General features: G+C 72.4%; 20 protein-coding genes and 1 other RNA gene. 15 read left to right on the forward strand and 6 right to left on the reverse strand.

The annotated features are described in order from the left end of the window. Positions 1 to 48: 48 nt before the first annotated feature. Positions 49 to 657, forward strand: coding sequence for a transcriptional repressor LexA (lexA, locus tag rosag_RS19195; protein WP_284351787.1), 609 nt, complete (start codon positions 49 to 51; stop codon positions 655 to 657). 90 nt (positions 658 to 747) lie between these two features. On the opposite strand, the gene trpD is transcribed toward lexA, so the two are convergent. Further along, positions 748 to 1,800 carry an anthranilate phosphoribosyltransferase gene (gene trpD, locus rosag_RS19200; RefSeq protein WP_284351788.1) on the reverse strand — a complete coding sequence of 351 codons (1,053 nt, stop codon included), beginning with the start codon at positions 1,798 to 1,800 and terminating at the stop codon, positions 748 to 750. Beyond that, a complete protein-coding gene (locus tag rosag_RS19205) occupies positions 1,797 to 3,140 on the reverse strand; it encodes a GAF domain-containing protein (RefSeq protein WP_284351789.1) in 1,344 nt (447 codons plus the stop codon). Before rosag_RS19205 ends, trpD begins: the two co-directional genes overlap by 4 nt. Positions 3,141 to 3,288: 148 nt before the next feature. On the opposite strand from rosag_RS19205, the gene truA reads away from it, so the two are divergent. From truA to ppdK, 13 genes are all read left to right on the forward strand, one after another. Beyond that, complete coding sequence (gene truA, locus rosag_RS19210; RefSeq protein WP_284351790.1) at positions 3,289 to 4,065, forward strand: tRNA pseudouridine(38-40) synthase TruA; 777 nt, start codon at positions 3,289 to 3,291, stop codon at positions 4,063 to 4,065. Further along, positions 4,062 to 4,730 (forward strand): transaldolase family protein, encoded by a 669-nt coding sequence (locus rosag_RS19215; protein ID WP_284351791.1) that lies wholly within the window; start codon positions 4,062 to 4,064, stop codon positions 4,728 to 4,730. The genes truA and rosag_RS19215 overlap by 4 nt, the downstream gene beginning before the upstream one ends. Positions 4,731 to 4,745: 15 nt before the next feature. Beyond that, a complete protein-coding gene (locus tag rosag_RS19220; protein WP_284351792.1) occupies positions 4,746 to 6,239 on the forward strand; it encodes a trypsin-like peptidase domain-containing protein in 1,494 nt (497 codons plus the stop codon). Between the two features lie 120 nt (positions 6,240 to 6,359). Next, positions 6,360 to 7,754 carry an adenylosuccinate lyase gene (purB, locus tag rosag_RS19225; RefSeq protein ID WP_425607525.1) on the forward strand — a complete coding sequence of 465 codons (1,395 nt, stop codon included), beginning with the start codon at positions 6,360 to 6,362 and terminating at the stop codon, positions 7,752 to 7,754. Further along, positions 7,751 to 8,674: a phosphoribosylaminoimidazolesuccinocarboxamide synthase gene (locus tag rosag_RS19230; RefSeq protein ID WP_284351794.1), complete on the forward strand. Its 924-nt coding sequence runs from the start codon at positions 7,751 to 7,753 to the stop codon at positions 8,672 to 8,674. The genes purB and rosag_RS19230 overlap by 4 nt, the downstream gene beginning before the upstream one ends. A 16-nt stretch (positions 8,675 to 8,690) precedes the next feature. Continuing rightward, positions 8,691 to 9,350: a phosphatidylserine decarboxylase family protein gene (locus tag rosag_RS19235; RefSeq protein ID WP_284351795.1), complete on the forward strand. Its 660-nt coding sequence runs from the start codon at positions 8,691 to 8,693 to the stop codon at positions 9,348 to 9,350. Further along, positions 9,347 to 10,336 (forward strand): CDP-alcohol phosphatidyltransferase family protein, encoded by a 990-nt coding sequence (locus rosag_RS19240; protein WP_284351796.1) that lies wholly within the window; start codon positions 9,347 to 9,349, stop codon positions 10,334 to 10,336. The genes rosag_RS19235 and rosag_RS19240 overlap by 4 nt, the downstream gene beginning before the upstream one ends. A 31-nt stretch (positions 10,337 to 10,367) precedes the next feature. Then, entirely contained in the window at positions 10,368 to 10,652 is a 285-nt protein-coding gene (gene purS / locus rosag_RS19245; RefSeq protein WP_284351797.1) for a phosphoribosylformylglycinamidine synthase subunit PurS, read from the forward strand. A 10-nt stretch (positions 10,653 to 10,662) separates the two neighbouring features. Further along, a complete protein-coding gene (purQ, locus tag rosag_RS19250; RefSeq protein ID WP_284351798.1) occupies positions 10,663 to 11,355 on the forward strand; it encodes a phosphoribosylformylglycinamidine synthase subunit PurQ in 693 nt (230 codons plus the stop codon). 41 nt (positions 11,356 to 11,396) lie between these two features. Beyond that, entirely contained in the window at positions 11,397 to 11,705 is a 309-nt protein-coding gene (locus rosag_RS19255) for a TFIIB-type zinc ribbon-containing protein (RefSeq protein ID WP_284351799.1), read from the forward strand. Positions 11,706 to 11,726: 21 nt separating this feature from the next. Beyond that, positions 11,727 to 14,030, forward strand: coding sequence for a phosphoribosylformylglycinamidine synthase subunit PurL (gene purL, locus rosag_RS19260; protein ID WP_284351800.1), 2,304 nt, complete (start codon positions 11,727 to 11,729; stop codon positions 14,028 to 14,030). 17 nt (positions 14,031 to 14,047) lie between these two features. Beyond that, positions 14,048 to 15,433, forward strand: coding sequence for an amidophosphoribosyltransferase (gene purF, locus rosag_RS19265; RefSeq protein WP_284351801.1), 1,386 nt, complete (start codon positions 14,048 to 14,050; stop codon positions 15,431 to 15,433). A 1-nt stretch (position 15,434) separates the two neighbouring features. After that, a complete protein-coding gene (gene ppdK / locus rosag_RS19270; protein ID WP_345784865.1) occupies positions 15,435 to 18,170 on the forward strand; it encodes a pyruvate, phosphate dikinase in 2,736 nt (911 codons plus the stop codon). A gap of 142 nt (positions 18,171 to 18,312) precedes the next feature. Here the strand turns inward: ppdK and ssrA are convergent. From ssrA to dusB, 3 genes are all read right to left on the reverse strand, one after another. Then, positions 18,313 to 18,674, reverse strand: a transfer-messenger RNA (tmRNA) gene (ssrA, locus tag rosag_RS19275). A gap of 67 nt (positions 18,675 to 18,741) precedes the next feature. Next, positions 18,742 to 19,578 carry a nickel pincer cofactor biosynthesis protein LarB gene (gene larB, locus rosag_RS19280; RefSeq protein ID WP_284351803.1) on the reverse strand — a complete coding sequence of 279 codons (837 nt, stop codon included), beginning with the start codon at positions 19,576 to 19,578 and terminating at the stop codon, positions 18,742 to 18,744. Between the two features lie 19 nt (positions 19,579 to 19,597). Further along, the gene (gene dusB, locus rosag_RS19285; protein ID WP_284351804.1) at positions 19,598 to 20,671 is read right to left on the reverse strand and encodes a tRNA dihydrouridine synthase DusB; all 1,074 of its coding nucleotides are present in this window, start codon (positions 20,669 to 20,671) and stop codon (positions 19,598 to 19,600) included. Between the two features lie 167 nt (positions 20,672 to 20,838). Between dusB and rosag_RS19290 the strand changes: the two genes are divergently transcribed. Beyond that, on the forward strand, positions 20,839 to 21,291 hold the full coding sequence (locus tag rosag_RS19290; protein WP_284351805.1) for a PTS sugar transporter subunit IIA: 453 nt from the start codon (positions 20,839 to 20,841) through the stop codon (positions 21,289 to 21,291). 55 nt (positions 21,292 to 21,346) lie between these two features. Here the strand turns inward: rosag_RS19290 and guaA are convergent, their stop codons facing one another. After that, complete coding sequence (gene guaA / locus rosag_RS19295; RefSeq protein ID WP_284351806.1) at positions 21,347 to 22,891, reverse strand: glutamine-hydrolyzing GMP synthase; 1,545 nt, start codon at positions 22,889 to 22,891, stop codon at positions 21,347 to 21,349.

The raw sequence follows: 22,891 nt of genomic DNA on the forward strand, positions 1-22,891 counted from the left end.
CGGGGCGCATCGGGCCCCGTGCGCCCCATACCCGCTCGAGGCCGCCCCATGCCGCTCACGAAGCGCCAGCGCGAGATCCTGACCTACCTCGGCTCGTACTCGGAGAACCACGGCTACGCGCCGAGCTTCGAGGAGATCGCCGACCAGTTCCAGTATAACTCGCTCGCGACCGTCCACGAGCATCTGAGCAACCTGGAACGGAAGGGCTACATCAAGCGCGGCTACAACGAGAGCCGCGCGATCGAGATCCTGCCGTCCGAGGCGTTCCAGCGCTCGGTCGAGCTGCCGCTCCTCGGCACCGTCGCCGCCGGTCTCCCGATCGAGCAGATGGCCTCGGGCGAGTCGCTCTGCGTCCCCGATTCGTTCCTGCGGAAGTCCGGGAACCACTACGTCCTCAAGGTGCGCGGGAACTCGATGGTCGACGCGCACATCGGCGACGGCGACTTCGTCATCGTCAACGAGCGCCGCTCCGCCGACAACGGCGAGATGGTGATCGCGATGATGCAGGGCAGCGCGGCGACGGTGAAGAAGTTCTACCGCGAGCGCGACGGCCGCATCCGGCTGCAGCCCGCGAACGAGACGATGGAGCCGATCTACGTGCACGAGAACGACATCAGCATCCAGGGCGTGGTCGTCGGCGTGCTGCGGCGGTACTGACCAAAAGAGGATAGTCCCGAGCGCAGCGAGGGACCTGCTTTCCAGGCGAGGTTGGTCGCTTGGAAAGCAGGTCCCTCACTGCGTTCGGGACTAATCCCGATACACCCGCCGCAGCGCCGCCAGCGTCGCGCGCCCCGCCCCGCCGTCCAGCGCCGCCGTCGCGCGTGCCACGCCGTCCGCGTAGTCGGACGCCAGCCCCGCGACGTAGAGCGCCGCCGCCGCGTTGAGCACGACCGCCGCGCGCGCACCCCGCGGCCCGCCGCCCGCCAGCACCGCCTCGATCACGGCCGCGTTCTCCTCCGGGCTTCCACCGGCGAGGTCCCGCGCATCCACGTCGCGGAAGCCGTACGCCGCCGGGTCGATCGTCCACTCGCCGACCGTCTCTCCGCCGTTCGCGCCGCGCCGGATCTCGAGCACGCGCGTCGGCCCGATGGGCGAGACCTCGTCCATCCCGGGCTCGCCGTGCACCACCAGCGCATGCACGCTGCCGAGCGCCGCCAGCGCGCCGGCGATGAGCGGGACGCGATGCGCTTCGGCGACGCCCACCACCTGCCGGCCCGCCGACGCCGGATTCGCCAGTGGGCCGACGATGTTCATCACCGTCGGCACGGCGAGCTCGCGCCGCACCGGGCCCACGTGCCGCATCGCGGGGTGCATCAGCGGCGCGAACATGAACACCAGCCCGGCCTCGTCGAGCGAGCGGCGCATGGTGTCCACCGGCCGGTCGATCGGGACGCCGAGGGCCTCGAGGACGTCGGCGCTGCCGGAGCGCGAGGTGAAGGAGCGGTTGCCGTGCTTCGCCACGCGCGCGCCGGCGCCCGCGGCCAGCAGCGCCGCCGCCGTCGAGATGTTGAACGTGGAGACCGCGCCGCCGCCGGTGCCGCACGTGTCCACCAGCTCGTCGGGCCGCTCGGCCGGCAGGTGCAGCATCGCCGTGCGCAGCGAGCGCGCGACCGCCGCGACCACGTCCGACGTCTCGCCCTGCACGCGCAGGCCCATGAGCAGCCCCGCGATCTGCGCGGCAGTCGCCTCGCCGCGCATGACGACGTCGAACGCCTCCGTGACCGCGTCGGGCGACAGGCGCTCGCCCGCGGAGAGCGTGCGCAGCGCGGTGCGCAGCGCGTCGGGCGTGGGGGCGTTCACGCGACCTCCAGGTGCGCGACCAGCCGCTCGGGCAGACGCGCATGCGTGGCGACGAGCGCGATCAGGAGGCCCAGCAGGCGCACGCGCTCGACGTCCGCGTCGGTGTAGCCGGCCTGCGTGGCGCGGTTCGTCAGGTTCACCACTCCCACCAGCTCGTCGTGGTAGACGAGCGGGAAGCTGATGAAGCTCCCGCTCGTGAAGTACTGGTCGCGGAGCAGCGGATGGCTGCCCGCGTCGCGCACGTCGCGCACGAGCATCGGCTCGCGCGACTGCGCCACGCGCCCCGCCACGCCCTCGCCCAGGCGCACGCGCGCGCCCTCGGTGATGTGCGGCGAGAGCCCGCGCGCGGCGGCGAGATACAGGTTGTCCGGCTCCGGCGCGCGCAGCATCAGCGAGCAGCGCTGCGCCTGCATGTCGTCGCCCACGAGCGCGAGCAGCCCATCCACCAGCTGCCGCGGATCGTGCGCCGCCGCGTCCAGCGACAGCACGCGGTCGATCAGGTAGAGCGTGCGCTCGGTCTGCCGCAGCGTCTCGCCGCGGCGCAGCAGCTCGACCTGCGTCTGCTCGACGGTGACCGACGCCGCCGCCAGCTGCTCCTCCAGCCGCTGCGCGCGGCGCTCGGCGCGGCGTACGGCCTCCGCCTGCTGCGCCGCCTGGCGCTCCGCCGCCACGCGCTCGGCGCGGGTCTCCTCGCGCGGCGGCAGCGTGTCGAGCGCGGGGAGCGTCGCCACGCCGGCGGCCGGCGTGCGTCGCGCGGCGTCCAGCTCGCGCTCCAGCTGCGCGAGGCGCTGCACGTACGCGCCGTGCACGTGCTGCGTCACCTCCTCCAGCGTCTTGACCGCCTCGTCGCGCGCCTCGCGCTCCCAGAAGCGCGCCACGCACAGCTCGAACAGCTCCACCGCGGGCGCGAAGCGATCGAGCACCCGCGCGCCGAAGATGCGCCGCGGCTCGAGCAGCGCCAGCACGGACACCAGGTGGCCCTCGATCACCACGCCGCGCAGCGCGAGCTGCCCGTCCATCGGCGTCGCGAAGCCGAGCAGCCGCCCGTAGTCGGGCGAGCGGTCGGTCAGCTCGACGAAGCGCGCGCCGCCCAGGAGCGTCTGGCGCACGGCGGTCGGCAGGTGCTCCAGGCTCGCCTCGGCCTCCGTCCGCACGAGCGCCGTCCCGTTGGGCGACAGCCGCTCGCGCAGCAGCTCGCGCCGCGCGTCGTACGGGAAGAGCGCCAGCTGCGCCCCGCGATCGAGCTCGGACAGCGTCTCCCCGAGCGCGAGGAGCGCGGCGTCCAGATCCGGGGCCGCGCCGAGCGCGAGGGCGAGGGAGGCGAGCGGGCGTGGCGGCATGCGGGCGGTGAGGGGCGGCCCGGGAGCGCCGCGGCGGGGACGCGCGGGGCGTCGGGGCGAAATGTGCCCGGGGCGCACGCACGCGGTCAATCGCGGCGCGCCCCGGGTCGGCTTGATCGCGTTTCCGGCGACCGCTTACCTTGCGTCGATGCCCGACCGAACGTTGCAGCTCGTGTTGCACTACGACGGCGCCCGGTTCGCCGGGTGGCAGCGGCAACGCGACGCGCGCACCGTCCAGGGGGAGCTGGAGGCGGTCCTCGCGCGCCTCTGCGGCGCCCCGGTCGCCGTGCTCGGCGCCGGTCGGACCGACGCGGGCGTCCACGCGCGCGGGCAGGCCGCCGGAGTGCGCGTGGACGGGAAGTGGACGGCGGAGCGCCTCCGCCGCGCGATGAACGCGCTCCTGCCCGACGACGTCTGGGTCGCGGCCGCGCACGAGATGCAGCCGGCCTTCCACGCCCGCTTCGACGCCACCGCGCGGCGCTACGCCTACCACGTGGGCACCGACGACGCGGCGCACTCGCCCTTCCGCCGCAGCCACGAGTGGGCGGTCGACCGGCCGCTGGACCGCGCGCTGCTGGATGCCGCCGCGGCACTTCTGCTGGGTGAGCACACCTTCCGCGGCTTCGCCGTGAAGGGGACCGCGCCGCCGGACGACCACCATCGCTGCATCGTGCACGAGGCGCGCTGGCGCGAGCGCGAGGGCGGCCTCGCCTTCGAGGTCGAGGCGAACCGGTTCCTCCACCACATGGTGCGCTTCCTCGTGGGCACGATGATCGACATCGGGCTCGGGAAGCGGCCGCCGGAGGACCTCCCCCGCTTGCTCGCGGCAGGCGACAACAGCGAGGTTTCACCGCCGGCCCCGGCGCGCGCGCTCTTCCTGGACGCGGTGCGCTACCCCGCACACCTCTATCTCACGCGCGCATGAAACTCCTCCTGGCGTCCGCCTCGGTAGCAGAGATCGCGTGGGCCGTGGACCACGGGCTGGCCGACGGGCTGGTCCCCTCCCCCGCGCAGCTCTCGGAGCAGCGCCCGGGCACCGACGGCCGCGAGCTGCTGGCCGAGCTGGCGCGCTCGGTCGCGCTGCCGGTGCATGCGAGCGTGGCGTCGGTGGATCCGAGCGACATGTACCGCGACGGCCGCGAGCTGGCGCGCCTCGCCGACAACGTCGTCGTGCAGGTGCCGCTGGTGGACGACGCGGTGGTGGCGATCCGGCGGCTGGCCGGCGAGGGGGCGCGCGTGGCGGCGACGCTCGTGTTCAGCGCCGCGCAGGCGCTGCTGGCCGCGAAGGCCGGCGCCTCGGTCGTCACGGTGCCGGTCGACCAGCTCGACGCGCTGGGCCAGGACAGCATGACGGTGCTCGCGCAGATCCGCGCGATGTTCGACCGCGGGAACGTCGAGTGCGATCTCGTCGCCGGCTTCCCGCGCGGCGCCGCCGCCTTCACCGCCTGCGCGGCGGCCGGCGCGGACGCGGTGATCGTGGACCTCGAGACGGTGCGATCGCTGCTCGTGCACCCGCTCACCGACCGCGGCATCGACGCCTTCCTGCGCGAGCTGACCTCCCGCGCCAAGCCGCGCATCACCCCGATCTGAACGACCGACCGGACCATGGCTGCCCGATCATCCTGCCCGCCGCACGCCGCCGCCAGCTCGCCCCGCCCGCGCTGGACGCGGGTCGCCGCGACGACGCTGCTGCTGGTCGGCTGCCAGGGTGGGACGCCGTCCGACACCGCCGCGCAGAACCCCGCGCCGCCGCCGCCCGCGCCCGCGTCGGCGCGGCTGCCGGAGCCCGCGTCCGTGTCGGTGACGGCGTCGCGACGCACCGCGGTGGTGACGGCGGTGTCGCGCGTCGCGCCGGCGGTCGTCACGGTGCAGACGGAGTCGGTCGAGCGCACGGCGGTCGATCCGTTCGACGTGTTCTTCGGCCGGCGTCCTGGCGCGCAGACCCGGGCGGGCATCGGGACGGGCTTCATCGTCCGTGAGGACGGCGTCGTCGTCACGAACGCGCACGTCGTCGCGGGCGCGACGCGCGTCTCGGTGGCGATGCGCGACGGCACGACGTACTCCGCGCGCGTCGTCGGCGCCGACGTCACCAACGACCTCGCGGTCCTCAAGATCGACGCGCGCCGGCTGCCGGTGGCGCCGCTCGGCAACTCCGACAGCCTGCTCGTCGGCGAGTGGGCGGTCGCGATCGGCAACCCGTTCGGCTTCGTGCTCGGCAACGCGGAGCCCAGCGTGTCCGCGGGCGTCATCAGCGCGACGGGGCGCAATCTCGTCGGCGGTGGCGGCGGGCCCGATGGCGGCGGCGCGTCGTTCGACATGATCCAGACCGACGCCGCGATCAACCCCGGCAACTCGGGCGGGCCGCTCATCAACGCCGACGGCGAGGTGATCGGCGTCAACAGCTCGATCTACACGCCGAGCGGCGGCTCGGTGGGCCTGGGCTTCGCGATCCCGATCAACCGCGCGCGCCGCGTCGCCGAGGACCTGCTGGCGCACGGCACCGTGCGGCGGCCGTGGGTCGGCATCGTGCTCCGCACTCCCGAGGCGACCGGCAACCCGCGCGACCTGCTGACAGCCGGCGTGGTGGTCCGCACCATCGTCCCGGGCTCGCCAGCCGCGCGCGCCGGGATCCAGCCGGGCGACGTCCTCGCGCGCGTGGGCACGCGCACGCTGCGCAACCCGTTCGACTGGGAGGCCGCGCTGCTGGACCTGCGCCCGGGCGAGGAGGTACCGGTCGCGGTGCGCCGCGGCGGCCGCGACGTGTCCGCGACGCTGCGCGTGGCGGACCTCCCCGAGGTCACCGCGCCCAAGGTCACCGTGCTGCGCGAGCTGCAGCTGGTGACGCTCACCGCCGCCATCCGCACCGAGCGCCGGCTGCAGTCGTCGGCAGGCGCGCTCGTGTACCAGGCCTCGGAGCGCGTCAGCACCGAGATCGGGCTCGAGCCGGGCGACGTGATCGTGCAGATCAATCGCGCGACCGTCACCAGCGCCGACGACGTCGCGCGCGCGATCGACTACTACGCAGGGCGCGACCCGATCCGCATCTTCTTCGAACGACAGGGTCGATACAGCTTCACCGACGTCATCATCCGTCAATGACACCGCGCGAGGGCGCGCGACCCGGGTCGCCGCCCTCGCGCCGCTCTCTACATCGCCGTGACCACCGCCCAGCACGATCGCTACTCCTCGCCGCTCGCCGAACGCTACGCGTCGCGCGCGATGCTCGCCCTCTGGTCGCCGCGCGAGCGGCACGGCCTCTGGCGCCAGCTGTGGCTCGCCCTCGCCGAGGCGGAGCGCGAGCTCGGCGTGCCGATCCCGGACGAGGCGATCGCGCAGATGCGCGCGCACCTCACGGACATCGACTTCGCCGCCGTCGCCGAGTACGAGCGCCGCTTCCGCCACGACGTGATGGCGCACGTGCACGCGTTCGCGGACGTCGCGCCGGCCGCGCGCCCGTACATCCACCTGGGCGCGACGAGCTGCTACGTCACCGACAACGGCGACCTGCTGCTGATGCGCCGCGGCCTCGAGATCCTGCGGCAGAAGGTGCTGAACACGCTCGGCGAGCTGGCGAAGTTCGCGCGCCAGTGGCGCGACGAGCCCGCGCTCGGCTACACGCACCTGCAGCCCGCGCAGCTGGTGACGGTCGGCAAGCGCGCGGCGCTCTGGATGCAGGACCTCGTGCTCGACCTGGCCGACATCGACCACCGCATCGCCACCCTGCCCTTCCGCGGCGTGAAGGGGACGACGGGCACGCAGGCCAGCTTCCTCTCGATCTTCGAGGGCGACCACGAGAAGGTGCGCGCGCTCGACCGGCTCGTGACGGGGAAGCTGGGCTTCGCGCAGTCGATCCCCGTCAGCGGCCAGACGTACTCGCGCAAGATCGACGCGCAGGTGCTGTCGGCGGTATCCGGCGTCGCCACGAGCGCGGCGAAGTTCGCGTCGGACCTGCGCATGCTGCAGGCGTTCGGCGAGATCGAGGAGCCGTTCGAGAAGGAGCAGATCGGCTCGTCGGCGATGGCGTACAAGCGCAACCCGATGCGCTGCGAGCGCATCAACGCGCTGGCGCGGTTCGTCCAGTCGGTGGAGCCGAACGCGAACCAGACGCACGCCGTCCAGTACTTCGAGCGCACGCTCGACGACTCGGCCAACCGCCGCCTGGCGATCCCGGAGTCGTTCCTGGCGACGGACGCGATCCTCGTCCTGTATGGCAACGTGGCGGCCGGTCTCGAGGTGCACCCGGCGCGCATCCGCCGCCGCGTGGACGACGAGCTGCCCTTCATGGCGACCGAGGAGATCATCGTGCGCGCCGTGCGCGCCGGCGGCGACCGCCAGGCCGTGCACGAGGTGATCCGCCGCCACAGCGTCGAGGCGGCGCGGGCGCTGAAGGATGGCGGCGCGGCGCGCAACGACCTGCTGGAGCGGCTCGCCGGCGATCCCGAGTTCACCGCGCTCGGCCTCTCGATGGACGACCTGAGCGCCGCCACCGAGCCGTCGCGCTTCGTGGGCCGGGCGCCGCGCCAGGTCGACGACTTCCTGGCGGAGGTGATCGAGCCGCTCCTCGCCGCGCACGGTGCCGACGTGCACGCCGCGCGCGAGGAGGTGAGGGTATGACGGAAGCCCTCCGCCGCACCGAGCTGCCGCTGCCGGTCATCCGGCGCGGCAAGGTGCGCGACGTCTACGCGGTGGGCGACGACCGCGTGCTGCTGGTCGCGACCGACCGCGTGAGCGCGTTCGACGTCGTCATGCACGAGGCGATCCCGCACAAGGGCGCGGTGCTGACGCAGCTCACCGCGTGGTGGCTCGGGCAGCTGGACGGGCGCCTCGCGCACCACCTGCTGAGCGCCGACGCGGACGCGATCGTCCGGGAGGTGCCGGAGCTCGCGCCGCACCGCGCGCTGCTCGCGGGCCGCGCGATGCTGTGCGTCCGGACGGACGTCTTTCCCGTCGAGTGCGTGGTCCGCGGCTACCTCTCGGGCTCCGCGTGGAAGGAGTACGCCGCCGCGGGCACGCTGGCGGGCGAGCCGCTGCCGGCCGGCCTCCGCGAGAGCGACCGCTTCGACCCGCCGCGCTTCAGCCCCGCGACGAAGGCCGAGGAGGGCCATGACGAGAACATCACGCCGGCGCAGGTCGCGGCGCTGCTGGGCGCGGAGACGGCCGCCGAGCTGGAGCGGCTGGCGCGGATCGTGTATGGCGCCGGACGCGATCTCGCGGCGGAGCGCGGGATCATCATCGCGGACACCAAGTTCGAGTTCGGCGCCCGCGACGGGCGGATCCTGCTGATCGACGAGGTGCTGACGCCCGACAGCTCGCGCTTCTGGCCGGCCGACGGGTACGAGCCCGGCCGCTCCCAGCCGAGCTTCGACAAGCAGCCGCTGCGCGACTGGCTCGACGCCGAACGGCGCGCCGGCCGCTGGAACGGCGAGGCGCCGCCGCCGACGTTGCCGCCCGAGGTCGTCCAGGCCACCAGCCTCCGCTATCTTGAGGCGTACCGGCGACTCACCGGCTCCGCGCTGGCCGTCGCCTCCACGTGACGCACACCCCGCATCCGTGAGATTCGCGCGCGAAGGCCGACCGTTCATCATCGCGAGCGCGCTGCTCGCCCTGATCCTCCTCGTGCTCGCCGCGCAGCGCGGCGGCCTCTGGTGGGTGCTCGCGATCGTCGTCGCCGTCATCGCGGCGTGGGTCGCGTACTTCTTCCGCGACCCCGAGCGCGCCGGTGACCGCGGCCACCACCTCGTGGTGGCGCCGGCCGACGGCAAGGTGGTGCTGATGACCGAGGTCGACGAGCCGACGTTCGTGCAGGGACGCGCGACGCGGATCTCGATCTTCATGAACGTCTTCAGCGTGCACGTGAACCGGTATCCGGTCTCCGGCATCGTGCGCCACGTGCAGTACGTCCACGGCAAGTTCCTCAACGCGGTCTCCGAGGCGTCGAGCGCCGAGAACGAGCAGAGCTCCGTGGGCATCGACACCGGGAGGCACCGCGTGCTGATGCGCCAGATCGCGGGCCTCATCGCCCGCCGCATCATCACCTACAGCCGCGAGGGCGAGCAGGCGACGCAGGGCGAGCGCATGGGCCTCATCCGCTTCGGCTCGCGCGTCGACGTCTTCGTGCCGCTCGGCTCCGTGGTGCACGCGAAGATCGGCGACCTCACGGTCGCCGGATCCACCGTGATCGCGGAGCTGCCCACCGACACCGACCGGTGAGCGCGCTGATGCGGCGTCCCGCGCTCCGCCGTCCGAACGTCCGGCGCGCCGGCCCCTGGCTCCCGAACGGCTTCACGCTCGCGAACCTCGGCTTCGGGATCTTCGCGATCATCTCGGCGTCGCACGGCAACTTCGAGACGGCGGTGCGCTGCGTCGTCTTCGGCGGCGTCTGCGACCTGTTCGACGGCGCCGTCGCGCGCGCCACGCGCACCGGCTCGCAGCTCGGCGAGCAGCTTGACTCGCTGGTGGACGCGATCTCGTTCGGCCTCGCGCCGGCGATGATCGTCTACTACGCGGTGCTGCCGCAGCGGGGCTGGGGCTGGCTGCCGGTGTTCATCTACGCGGCCAGCGCGGTCTTCCGCCTCGCGCGCTTCAACGTCACGCAGGCCGGCGCGGCGAAGACGTACTTCATCGGGCTTCCCAGCCCGGCCGCCGGCGGCACGCTGGCGACGTACTACTGGTTCACGCAGACGCGCCTGTTCCAGGACACGCGCATCGTGGACCTGCCGTGGCAGGAGATCATGCCCGGGCTGATGCTGCTGCTCGCGGCGATGATGAGCAGCACGGTGCCCTATCCGTCGTGGCCCAAGGTCGGCGTGCGCTCGTGGCGCGGCGTCGCGGGCCTCGTCGGCGTGCTGGCGATCGTCATCGGCGGCATCTTCTTCAGCAAGTACTTCTTCTTCCTGTTCGGCGTCGGCTACCTCGCGTACGGGCTGCTGCGCGCGCTCCTGCTCGGCCTGTTCGAGCTGCCCGGCGCCGCGAACCGTCGGCGCGCCGGCGAGTACGTCGACCCGATGGCCGAGTCGTACGGCATGTCGTCCGACGGCGACGGCGAGTCGCCCGACGGCTTCGAGGACGACGTCACCGACGACGAGCTCCGTCGCCTCAGCCGCCGTCGCCGCCGTCGCAAGCACCACACGGGCGAGCATCCGCGCCCGGTCCGTCCGTCCGACACGCCCGGCGGTCCCGCCGATCCCGCCGGCTGATCCCTTCCGTCCGCACTCCCGCTCTCTCCGCATGCCCGCCTACCGCATCGAGATCCGCGTCGTCCCGCGCCGCGGCATCCTGGACCCCCAGGGCAAGGCCGTCGCCGACGCGCTGCACTCCCTGGGCTTCCCCGAGGTCACCGACGTGCGCGTGGGCCGCCATGTCGTCGTCGAGACGCGCGCGGCGAGCGCCGACGAGGCCCAGCGTCGCGCCGCCGAGATGTGCGAGCGTCTGCTCGCCAACCCGGTGACCGAGGACTTCGAGATCGAGCAGGTGGTCGAGATCGCGGCCGTCTCGGCGGCCGCGCACGGCTAGGAGGCGGCGCATGAAGTTCGGCATCGTGACCTTCCCTGGCTCGAACTGCGACTACGACGCGTACCACGCGGTCGTGGACCAGCTGGGCGAGCAGGCGTTCTACCTCTGGCACAAGGACACCGACCTGCAGGGCGCCGACGTGGTGATCCTGCCGGGCGGCTTCAGCTACGGCGACTACCTGCGCTGCGGCGCGATCGCGCGCTTCAGCCCGATCATGGAGGCGGTCGCGGCGCACGCCGCGCGCGGCGGACCGGTGCTCGCCATCTGCAACGGCTTCCAGATCGCCTGCGAGGCCGGGCTGCTGCCCGGTGCGCTGCTGCGCAACGCATCGCTCAAGTACGTCTGTGAGCAGCGCCACCTCCGCGTCGAGAACGTCGACTCGCGCTTCACGAGCGGCTACACGGCTGGCCAGATCGTGCGCATTCCCATCGCGCACGGCGAGGGACGCTACGTCGCCGACGGCGCGACGCTCGACCGGCTCGAGGGTGATGGCCGGGTCGTGTTCCGCTACGTCGGCGCGGAGGGCGGCTCCGACGAGCGCGCGAACCCCAACGGCTCGTTGCGCGACATCGCCGGCATCCTGAACGACAAGCGCAACGTGCTCGGCATGATGCCGCACCCCGAGCGCGCCGTCGAGCCGATCGTCGGCTCCGGGGACGGCCTCGCGCTCTTCGAGTCGATCGTCGGCGCCGTCCACGCCTGATCCCCGTCGCCACCGCTTCCCACCGACACTCTCCGCGCACCATGGCCATCGAGAACAAGCCGAGCAAGAACGAGGACGAGTACTTCGCGCGCGAGAACGCGGCGCTGATCGAGCGCCTGCGCGCCGAGGCGGACGCGACGCGCCGGCAGGCGGAGCGCGCGTCGCACACGATGCGCTGCCCGCGCTGCGGCGGCCACCTGCAGGAGAAGGAGCAGCACCGCGTGAAGATCGATCAGTGCCCGGACTGCGGCGGCGTGTGGTTCGACAAGGGCGAGCTGGAGATCTTCGACCACGTGGACCGCAGCGGCGTGCGCCGCTTCGTCGCGGACCTGTTCGGCATCAAGTACTGACCCCGCCTCAACCCTCGTATCGTGCCCGTCACGCCCCGCCCCGGCGACCCGAAGATCACCCCCGCGCTCGTCGCCGAGCACGGGATCACGCCCTTCGAGTACGAGCGCCTGCTCGCGATGCTCGGCCGCGAGCCGACCTTCACGGAGCTCGGCATCGTCAGCGCGCTGTGGAGCGAGCACTGCTCGTACAAGCACTCGCGCCCGCTCCTGAAGACGCTGCCGACCGAGGCGCCGTGGGTGCTGCAGGGGCCCGGTGAGAACGCCGGCGTCATCGCCGTCGGCGATGGGCTCGCGGTCGCGTTCAAGATCGAGTCGCACAACCACCCGTCGGCGGTGGAGCCGTACCAGGGTGCGGCGACTGGCGTGGGCGGCATCCTGCGCGACGTGTTCACGATGGGCGCGCGGCCGATCGCGCTGCTCGACTCGCTGCGCTTCGGCGACCTCGAGACGCCGCGCGTGCGCTACCTGTTCGCGGGCGTCGTGAAGGGGATCGGCGACTACGGCAACTGCGTCGGCATCCCGACCGTCGCCGGCGAGGTCGTGTTCGATCCGGCGTACGAGGGCAACCCGCTCGTCAACGCGATGTGCGTCGGGCTGCTGCGCGAGGAGGAGCTGATCCGCGCGGTGGCCGAGGGCGTCGGCAACCCGATCATCGCGGTCGGCGCGCGCACGGGCCGCGACGGCATCCACGGCGCGTCGTTCGCGTCGGAGGACCTGTCGGAGGCGACCGAGGCGAAGCGCCCGCGCGTGCAGGTCGGCGACCCGTTCACCGAGAAGCTGCTGCTCGAGGCGTCGCTGGAGCTCATTCGCTCCGGGCACATCGTCGCGATCCAGGACATGGGCGCGGCCGGCCTCACGTCGAGTAGCGCCGAGATGGCCGCGCGCGGCGACGTCGGCGTCACGATCGACACGCTCAAGGTGCCGGCGCGCGAGGAGGGGATGACGCCGTACGAGCTGCTGCTCTCCGAGTCGCAGGAGCGCATGCTCGTCGTCGCCAAGAAGGGGCACGAGGACGACGTCGTCGCGATCCTCACCAAGTGGGACCTCACGGCGGCGGTCATCGGCGAGGTGATCGCGGAGCCGGTGTACCGCGTGACCGAGGGTGACCGTGTCGTGGCCGAGTTCCCGGGCATCCGCCTGGTGACCGACTGCCCGACGTACGAGCCCGAGGCGCGCGAGTCCGACGAGATCGTGCGGCTGCGCGCGACCGACGTGCACGCGATCGCCGAGAAGGCCGAGGAGCGCGATCCGGCGTGGACGCTGGCGCAGCTGCTCGCGTCGCCGACCATCGCCAGCAAGCGCTGGGTGCACCGGCAGTACGACACGATGGTGCGCACGAACACCGTCATCGGCCCGGGCGGCGACGCCGCGGTGGTGCGCCTGCGCGGCACCGACAAGGCGGTCGCGCTCAAGACCGACTGCAACGGCCGCTACTGCTTCCTCGATCCGTACGTCGGCGGGATGGCGGCGGTGGCCGAGGCGGCGCGCAACGTCGCGTGCGTCGGCGGCCGGCCGATGGCGATCACGAACAACCTGAACTTCGGCAACCCGAAGCGGCCGGAGGTCTACTTCCAGCTGCGCGAGGCCGTGCGTGGCATGGGCGACGCGTGCCGCGCGCTGCAGACGCCCGTCACCGGCGGCAACGTCTCGCTGTACAACGAGAACCCGAACGGCGCGATCTATCCGACGCCCGTGGTCGGCATGGTCGGCCTCGTCGACTCGCTCGATCACGTCACGCGCGCCGGCTTCCAGGCCGCCGGGCACGCCATCGTGCTGCTCGGCGAGAACACCGACGAGCTGGGAGGCAGCGAGTACCTCGCGCGCATCCACGGCACCGTCGCCGGCGCGCCGCCGCGCGTGGACCTCGACGGCGAGAAGCGGCTGGTCGCGGCGCTGCTGGACGCGGTGCGCGCCGGCCACGTCGCGAGCGCGCACGACTGCAGCGACGGCGGCCTCGCGGTCGCGCTGGCCGAGTGCGCGATCGGCGACGAGGAGCGCTGGCTCGGCGCCGACGTCGACCTCTCCGCGTGGACGGCGCTGCCGCGCCGCGCGCTGCTCTTCGGCGAGGCGCAGGGGCGCATCGTCGTCACGTCCACGAACGCCGACGCGGTGCTCGCGGCGGCCGCGCGCCACGGCGTCCCGGCCCGCGTCATCGGCACGGTGGGCGACGCCACGCGCGGGCTCACCATCCGCATCGGCGCCGACAGCTTCACCGCGCCCCTCGCCTCGCTCGCCGACGCCTATCACGGCGCGATCCCGCGCCTGATGGACCGCACGGCCACCGCCGCGACCACCGTCGCGGCGACGTCTCACGCTACCGCCTGACCAAGGAACGACTCGCGATGTGTGGCATCTTCGGTGTGCGCGGCCATCCCGACGCGGCGGCCGTCACGCAGCTCGGCCTCTACTCCCTCCAGCACCGCGGCCAGGAGTCGGCGGGCATCGCGGCGCTCGACGTCGCGGGCCAGCCGCACGCGGTCAAGCGCATGGGCCTCGTCAGCGAGGGGCTGCTGGAGGATGAGGCGGAGCTGCTCCGCGGCGGCGCGCTCGCCATCGGGCACACCCGCTACAGCACCGCCGGGTCGTCCACGCTCGAGAACGCGCAGCCGGTGCTGGCACGCTCGCGCGGCGGCCACATCGCGCTGGCGCACAACGGCAACCTGACGAACGCCACGGAGCTGCGCTTCGAGCTGGAGGAGGCCGGCGCGATCTTCCAGTCGACGATGGACAGCGAGGCGATCGTCCATCGCATCGCCCGCTCCAACGCCCGCACGCCCGAGGCGCGCGTCGCCGAGGCGCTCCAGGGCGTCGAGGGCGCGTACTGCCTGCTGATCGTGATCGGTGAGACGCTGGTCGCGGCCCGCGATCCGCGCGGCTGGCGCCCGCTCGTCATGGGTGACCTCAACGGCGCGGTGGTGTTCGCGTCGGAGTCGTGCGCGCTCGACATCGTCGGCGCGCGCTACGTGCGCGACGTCGAGCCGGGCGAGGTCGTGGCGGTCGACGCGGAGGGCGTGCGCAGCGCCTTCCCGCTGCCGCGGCTGGAGTCTCGGAAGTGCGTCTTCGAGCACGTCTACTTCGCGCGCCCCGACAGCCGCATCTTCGGCGGCTCGGTGGATCGCGCGCGGCGCGCGCTCGGCCGGCAGCTCGCGCGCGAGTGCCCTGCCCCCGGGGCGGACCTCGTCTTCAGCGTGCCCGACTCCTCCAACTCGGCGGCGCTCGGCTATGCCGAGGAGGCGGGCATCAGCTACGAGCTGGCGCTGATCCGCAATCACTACGTCGGCCGCACCTTCATCCAGCCGTCGCAGGGCGACCGCGACTCCAAGGTGCGCGTGAAGTACAACGCCGTGCGCGAGGTGCTGGAGGGGCGCAGCGTCGTGATGGTCGACGACTCGATCGTGCGTGGCACGACGACGCGCGGCCTGGTGGCGATGGTGCGGGCCGCTGGGGCCCGGGAAGTGCACATGCGCGTGAGCTCGGCGCCCATCACGGGGCCGTGCTACTACGGCATCGACACGCCGAACCGGGAAGAGCTGATCGCGGCCAACCTCTCGCTCGAGGAGATCGCGCGCGAGATCGGGGTGGACACGCTCGGCTACCTCTCGCTCGACGGGATGCTGGCGTCCGTTCCCACGGGACCCGAAGGCTTCTGCCATGCATGCTTCTCCGGGGACTACCCCACCCCACCACCCACCGACCCCGACAAGCTCCGCTTCGGGTGCGGCTGCTGACCTGAGCGACGCGGGCGCGAACGCGAGCTCGCGCCTCGTCTACGCCTTCGGCCAGGGGAAGGCCGAGGGCACGCGCGACATGAAGGCGGTGCTCGGCGGCAAGGGCGCGAACCTCGCCGAGATGACGAACCTGGGCGTGCCCGTCCCGCCCGGGTTCACCATCGCGTGTCAGGCGTGCATCGACTACCTGCGCGATGGTGCGGTGCCGGATGGACTGCGCCAGGAGGTCGCGCAGCACCTCGCGCGGCTCGAGGCGTCCAGCGGTCGCCGGCTGGGCGACCCGGAAGATCCGCTGCTCGTCTCCGTGCGCTCCGGCGCGCCCGTGTCGATGCCCGGGATGATGGAGACGATCCTCAACCTCGGGTTGAACGACCGCACGGTGCAGGGCCTCGCGCGCAACAGCGGCAACGCGCGCTTCGCCTTCGACTCGTACCGGCGCTTCCTGCAGATGTACGGCGACGTGGTGCTCGGCGTCCCCGCGCAGCGCTTCGAGCAGCTGCTCGGCGCCAAGCGCCTCACCGAGGCCGTGGAGACCGACGCCGAGCTGTCCGAGGGCGCGCTGCGGACGCTCGTCGAGGAGTACAAGTCGCTCGTCCGACACGCGATCGGCCGCGACTTCCCCATGGATCCGGCCGAGCAGCTGTGGGGCGCGATCGAGGCCGTGTGGCGCTCGTGGACGCTGAAGAAGGCCGTCGACTACCGCCGCGTGCACGCCATCCCCGAGACGCTGGGCACCGCGGTGAACGTCGTCGCGATGGTGTTCGGCAACATGGGCGAGGACTCGGGCACTGGCGTCGCCTTCACGCGCGACCCGTCCACCGGCGAGCGTCGCTTCTACGGCGAGTTCCTGGTGAACGCGCAGGGCGAGGACGTCGTCGCGGGGATCCGCACGCCGCTGCGCATCGAGGAGATGGCGGAGCGCCTGCCCGAGGCGTACGCCGAGCTGCTGGACACGCAGCAGCGGCTCGAGGCGCACTTCCGCGACATGCAGGACATCGAGTTCACCGTCGAGCGCGGGAAGCTCTACCTGCTGCAGACGCGCACCGGCAAGCGCGCGCCCACGGCGGCGCTGCGGGTCGCGGACGAGATGGTGCGCGAGGGGCTGATCGACCGTGCGGAGGCGGTGCGGCGCGTCACGCCGACGCAGATGGACCAGCTGCTGCACCCGGTGATCGATTCGACGGTGCGCGCGACGCCAATCGCCACGGGGCTACCGGCGAGTCCCGGCGCGGCGGCCGGGCGTGCGGTGTTCGATCCCGACACCGCGGAGCGCCGTGGCGCCGCCGGCGAGGCGGTGATCCTCGTCCGCGAGGAGACGACGCCCGAGGACTTCCACGGCATGGTCGCGGCGCGTGCGATCCTCACCGCGCGTGGCGGCATGACCAGCCACGCGGCCGTCGTCGCGCGCGGCATGGGCAAGTGCGCGGTCGTGGGCGTGAAGGGCATCCACGTCGACGCGGACCGCCGGCGGCTCACCGCGGGCGACGCCAGCATCGCCGAGGGCGACTGGATCACGCTCGACGGCGGGAGCGGGAACGTCTACGCGGGCGACCTGCCGACGGTGCCGAGCGAGATCGTGCGCGTCGTCGGTGGGCAGCTGATGCCCGACCGCGCGCCCGTCTTCCGCGCCTTCTCGCGCGTGCTCGGCTGGGCCGACGAGGTGCGCACGCTGGGCGTCCGCGCCAACGCCGACACGCCGCGCGACGCGCGCATGGCGCGCGCGTTCGGGGCCGAGGGGATCGGGCTCTGTCGGACGGAGCACATGTTCTTCGAGGGCGAGCGCATCACCGCCATGCGCGAGATGATCGTCGCCCGCGACGAGGGCGGGCGCCGCCGCGCGCTCGCGCGCCTGCTGCCGATGCAGCGGTCCGACTTCGAGGGGATCTTCGAGGCGATGGCGGGCTTGCCGGTGACCGTCCGCCTGCTCGACCCACCGCTTCACGAGTTTCTCCCGCACGGCGGCGAGGAGTCCAAGCTGCTGGCGCGCACGCTCGGCATGGGACGCGACGAGCTCCATCGCATCGTGGACGACCTGCGCGAGGCGAACCCGATGCTCGGGCACCGTGGCTGTCGCCTCGGCGTCACCTATCCCGAGATCACCGAGATGCAGGCGCGGGCGATCTTCGAGGCGGCCGTGCGCTGCTCGCGGCGCGGGATCGACGTGCGGCCGGAGATCATGATCCCGCTCGTCGCGACGGTGCGCGAGTTCGAGCACCAGGCCGCGATCATCCGGAAGGTCGCGGACGACGTCATGGGCGCGATGGGCGAAGCGGTGCCCTATCTCGTCGGGACGATGATCGAGCTGCCGCGCGCCGCGCTCACCGCCGACGAGATCGCGCGGTCGGCGGAGTTCTTCTCCTTCGGCACGAACGACCTCACGCAGACGGTGCTCGGCCTGTCGCGCGACGACGCGGGCCGCTTCCTCGGCGCCTACATCGAGAAGGGGATCTTCGCCGACGACCCGTTCCAGGTGCTCGACGAGCCGGGCGTCGGGAAGATCGTCCGTCGCGCGGTGTTCGACGGGCGCTCGACGCGCCCCGACCTCAAGGTGGGCGTGTGCGGCGAGCACGGTGGCGAGCCGCGCTCGGTGCGCTTCTTCCACCGCAGCGGCGTGGACTACGTCTCGTGCTCGCCGTACCGCGTGCCGGTCGCGCGGCTGGCGGCGGCGCACGCGGCGCTGCAGGGCGAGGACGACAGCGAGGCGGCGGGGGCGCTGAGCGTGCGGCGCGGGGACTGACCGTCATTCCGAGCGCGCGGAACGCGCCGCGAGGAATCTCGGGTTTGCCGTCCTGAGCGCGCAAAACCCGAGGTTCCTCGCCGCGCTGCGCGCGCTCGGAACGACCAAAAGGGGCGTCGCATGCGCGACGCCCCTTTTTGGTCAGTGGAGGTGAGGGGATTCGAACCCCTGTCCGAGAAAAGATCGACTGCAGCGTCTACGCGCGTAGCCCACCGATTGAGGTCTCCGGTCGCTGGCCAGTGGGCGGCCCACTCCCGGACGAGTCTGCTAGAGTTTCGCCCGCCGCCGGCAGACGCACCGGCGGGCTAGCCCAGATTTGCGATACTCACGCGACGCCCCGGGCGGGCTTCCTCGTGAGCACTGCCGCGCTAACCCCTAAGGGTTAGGCAGCGAGAGCCAGGTTGTTGTTGGCAGTTGGATCTTTCCCGAGTGTTTTACCAGGAACCCGAGGACCTGGGCGCGCAGCCACGGCTTCACTGACCCCGTCGAAGCCAGATCACCCCCGTGAACTACGGGAAGGAATCTAGCCGATGCGCACGCGAATTCAACCCGCGGCGGGTGCCGGATCCGGTCAGGTCGCGACGCCGAACTCGTTGCCGGGCTTGGCGTTGGACGATGCGTCCGGCGTGACGTTCGAGCTCGCGCGGGAGCCCAGGATCCGGAGCGCGGCCATCGCCGCGCCGAAGCCGTTGTCGATGTTCACGACCGTGATCCCGGCGGCGCACGAGTTCAGCATCGTCAGCAGCGGCGCGAGGCCGGCGAAGCTGGCGCCGTAGCCGACGCTCGTCGGCACCGCGATCACGGCGCCGCGCACGATGCCCCCGACCGCCGACGGGAGCGCACCGTCCATCCCGGCGATCACGATGACGACGTCGGCCATCGCCAGCTGGGACGCACGCGCGAGCAGCCGGTGCACGCCCGCGACGCCGACGTCGGTGACGCGATCCGCGACCACGCCGGCCGACCGCAGCGTCTCGGCGCACTCCTCCGCCACCGGCAGGTCGGCGGTCCCGGCCGTGACGATGCAGACGCGCCCGCAGTGCGAGCGCACGGGCTCGTCGGGCGCGAGCCGGACGGTCCGGCCGAGGACGTTCTCGACGGCAGCGGGATACGCGGCGAGCAGGGCCGCGCGCATCCCGTCGTCCGCCCGCGTCACCAGGAAGCCCTCGCCACGCACCGCCAGCCGCCCGACGATCGCGACGGCCTGGGCGGGCGACTTCCCCGCCCCGTAGACGACCTCGGGCACGCCCTGCCGCAGCGCGCGGTGGTGGTCCAGCGTGGCGACGTCGCCCGCCGCGTCGGCCACCGCCTCGAACGGGGCGAGCGCCAGCTGGTCCAGCGCGCCCTCCGGCGCGACCTCGCCGCGGGCGACGGCCCGCAGCAGCGCCATCGCCCGGTCGCGCCTCACCGGTGCGCGCCCCGCCCGGTCACGCCGCCGCGTCCTCGCAGCACGGCTCCTCGACCCCGGCGTCCGCCGCCGCATCACCGATGTCCGGCGTCGCGAACGTCTCGGCGAAGTCGCCGCGCTGCATGCGCGCCACGTAGTCCCGGAAGATCCCCTCGACTTCGGAGAACGACGACACCGTGTGCAGCTTGCGGCGCAGGTCGGCCGAGTTGGGCAGCCCCTTCGCGTACCAGCCGAGGTGCTTCCGGAACTCGATCGCGGCGCCCACCGGGTCGGCCTCGTACTCCTGCACCATGCGCGCATGGTCCAGCGCGACGGCGAACCGCGTCTCGACGTCAGGCGTCGGTCGCATCGGCCGGCCCGCCAGCAGGTCCTTCGTCTGGTCGAAGATCCACGGCTGCCCGTACGACCCGCGCCCGATCATGATGCCGGCCGCGTTGGTCATGCGGAGCATGCGCAGCGCATCCTCGGGCGTCTTGATGTCGCCGTTGCCGATCACGGGGATCTCCAGCGCCTCGACGACCGCGGCGATCTCCTCCCAGCGCGCGTGCCCCGTGTACATCTGCGTCCGCGTGCGCGCGTGCAGCGTGAAGGCGCGCGCGCCGGCGTCCTGCATCCGGAGCGCGATTCCCACCGGGTCGCGCGTGTCCTCGCTCCAGCCGCTGCGCGTCTTCACCGTCACCGGCAGGTGCGTCGCGCGCGACACCGCGCGGATGATCGCCTGCACCAGGTCGAGGTCCTTCAGGCACCCCGAGCCGCCGTTCCGCTTGACGACCTTCTTGACCGGGCAGCCGAAGTTGATGTCGACGAACTCGGGCTGGAAGACGTCGGTCACCAGGGCCGCCGCGTCCGCCATCGCCGCGGGGTCGGCACCGAAGATCTGCACGCCGATGGGGCGCTCGTCGGGGCCGAAGCGCAGCTTGTCCAGCGTCGCCTCGTTCTCGCGGCGGATGCCCTCGGCCGAGAGGAACTCCGTCACCACCACGTCGGCGCCGTGGTGGGCGCAGAGGCGCCGGAACGGCGACTCCGACACGCCGGCCATCGGGGCCAGGTAGAGCGGCACGTCGGCCGCGACGGGGAACGGGAAGCGGGGCATGCCCGAAAGCTAACGGCGCCCGGTAACTCGCGGCAACGCTTTCGTTTACAGCGAGTTAGCCCGCGAGCCCGGCCGGGTTGCCCGGAAATCGCCACCCGGGTAGCTTCGGACCACCTGCGGCCGACCCATCCGGGGCGCCGCGTCGATCGATACGCCCGAGGCCCGCGATGGAACTGCGCGAGTTCTTCTCCGAGGACGCCGTGAAGCTGGAGCTGGAGGGGACGTCGAAGGACGACATCCTCAAGGAGCTCATCTCCCTGCTCAAGCTGGACGACAAGTCCGAGGGGATGCTCTTCAAGATGCTGAAGCGCCGCGAGAACCTCGGCTCCACGGGCATCGGCCGCGGGATCGCGATCCCGCACTGCCGCTCGCTCGTCGTCAACAAGCTCCGCGTCGCGTTCGGCCGGAAGCCGGGCGGCGTCGACTTCAAGGCGATCGACGAGAAGCCGGTCAACTTCTTCTTCCTGATCGTCGCCCCGCCGCTCGAGGTCTCGAACCAGTACCTCCCCGTGCTCGGCAAGATCGCGCAGTTCAGCAAGGAGCCCGACGTGCCGACGCGGCTGCTCTCGCTGACGGAGCCGGCGCAGTTCATGGAGCTGCTGAAGGAGAAGGGCGTCTGAAACGCGAAGGGGCCGCCTCACTCGAGGCGGCCCCTTCGTCATTCACGCCGCGCGCTCATTCCCACTCGATCGTCGCCGGCGGCTTGGAGCTGACGTCGTAGACGACGCGGTTGATGCCGGTGACCTCGCGGATGATCCGGTTCGAGATCCGCCCCAGCACCTCGTGCGGGAAGTGGAACCAGTCCGCCGTCATGCCGTCGGTGCTGGTCACGGCGCGCAGCGCGAGCACGTTCTCGTACGTGCGCTCGTCGCCCATCACGCCCACGGAGCGGATCGGCAGCAGCACCGCGAACGCCTGCCAGATCTCGTTGTACAGGCCCGCGCTGCGGATCTCCTCGAGGTAGATCGCGTCGGCCTGCCGCAGCACGTCGAGCTTCTCCTGCGTGACGTCGCTGATGACGCGGATCCCGAGGCCCGGTCCCGGGAACGGGTGCCGGCCGACCATCTCCTCCGGCAGCCCGAGCTCGCGCCCGACGTTGCGCACCTCGTCCTTGAACAGCTCGCGCAGCGGCTCGATGAGCGCGAACTTCATGTCCGGCTTGAGGCCGCCGACATTGTGGTGCGACTTGATGGTCACGCTCGGCCCGCCCGTCGGCGACACGCTCTCGATCACGTCGGGATAGAGCGTCCCCTGCACGAGGAAGCGCACGTCGTCGCCCACCGACTGCGCCGCCTCCTCGAAGACGTCGATGAAGGTGTGGCCGATGCGCTTGCGCTTGGTCTCCGGATCGTCGACGCCCGCCAGCGCGTCCAGGAACTGCTGCGACGCGTCGACCACGCGCAGGTCGATGCCGAGGTGCGCGCGGAAGGTGCGCTCCACCTGCTCGCGCTCGTGCAGCCGCAGCAGCCCGTTGTCGACGAAGATGCAGGTGAGCTGGTCCCCGATCGCGCGGTGCACCAGCGCCGCCGCCACGGAAGAATCGACGCCACCGGAGAGACCGCAGATCACGCGCGCGTTCCCCACCTGCGCGCGGATCTTCGCCACCTCCTCCTCGATGAACGCGCCCGGGGTCCAGTCGGGCGTGCAGCGGCAGGTGTCGAACAGGAAGTTCGCGATGATCTCGGAGCCGCGCGGGGTGTGCGCGACCTCGGGATGGAACTGCACCGCGAGGATCGGCTTCGACTCGTGGCGGATGGCGGCGATGGCCTGCTTCCCGGAGTGCGCGACGACGCGGAATCCCGGCGGCGCCTTCTCGACGTGGTCGCCGTGGCTCATCCACACCTGCGTGCGCTCGCCCGGCGTGAAGCCGGCGAACAGCGCCTCGCCCTCGTCGATGATCACCTCGTCGCGTCCGTACTCGCGATGCGCGCCGCGAATGACCTCGCCGCCCAGCAGGTGCGAGATGAGCTGCATGCCGTAGCACACGCCGAGCGTGGGCGCGACGTCGAGGAGCGCGGGATCGGCGGTCGGGACGTTCTCGCCGTACACCGAGTTCGGCCCGCCCGACAGGATGATCCCCGTCGGGTTCCACTCCCGCACCCACTCGACCGAGCGCGTGGGCGGATGGATCTCCGAGTAGACGCGGGCCTCGCGCACGCGGCGCGCGATGAGCTGCGTGTACTGCGAGCCGTAGTCGATGATCAGGATGCGGCTGGACAT

This window comes from Roseisolibacter agri, from assembly GCF_030159095.1.
GTDB lineage: Bacteria > Gemmatimonadota > Gemmatimonadetes > Gemmatimonadales > Gemmatimonadaceae > Roseisolibacter > Roseisolibacter agri.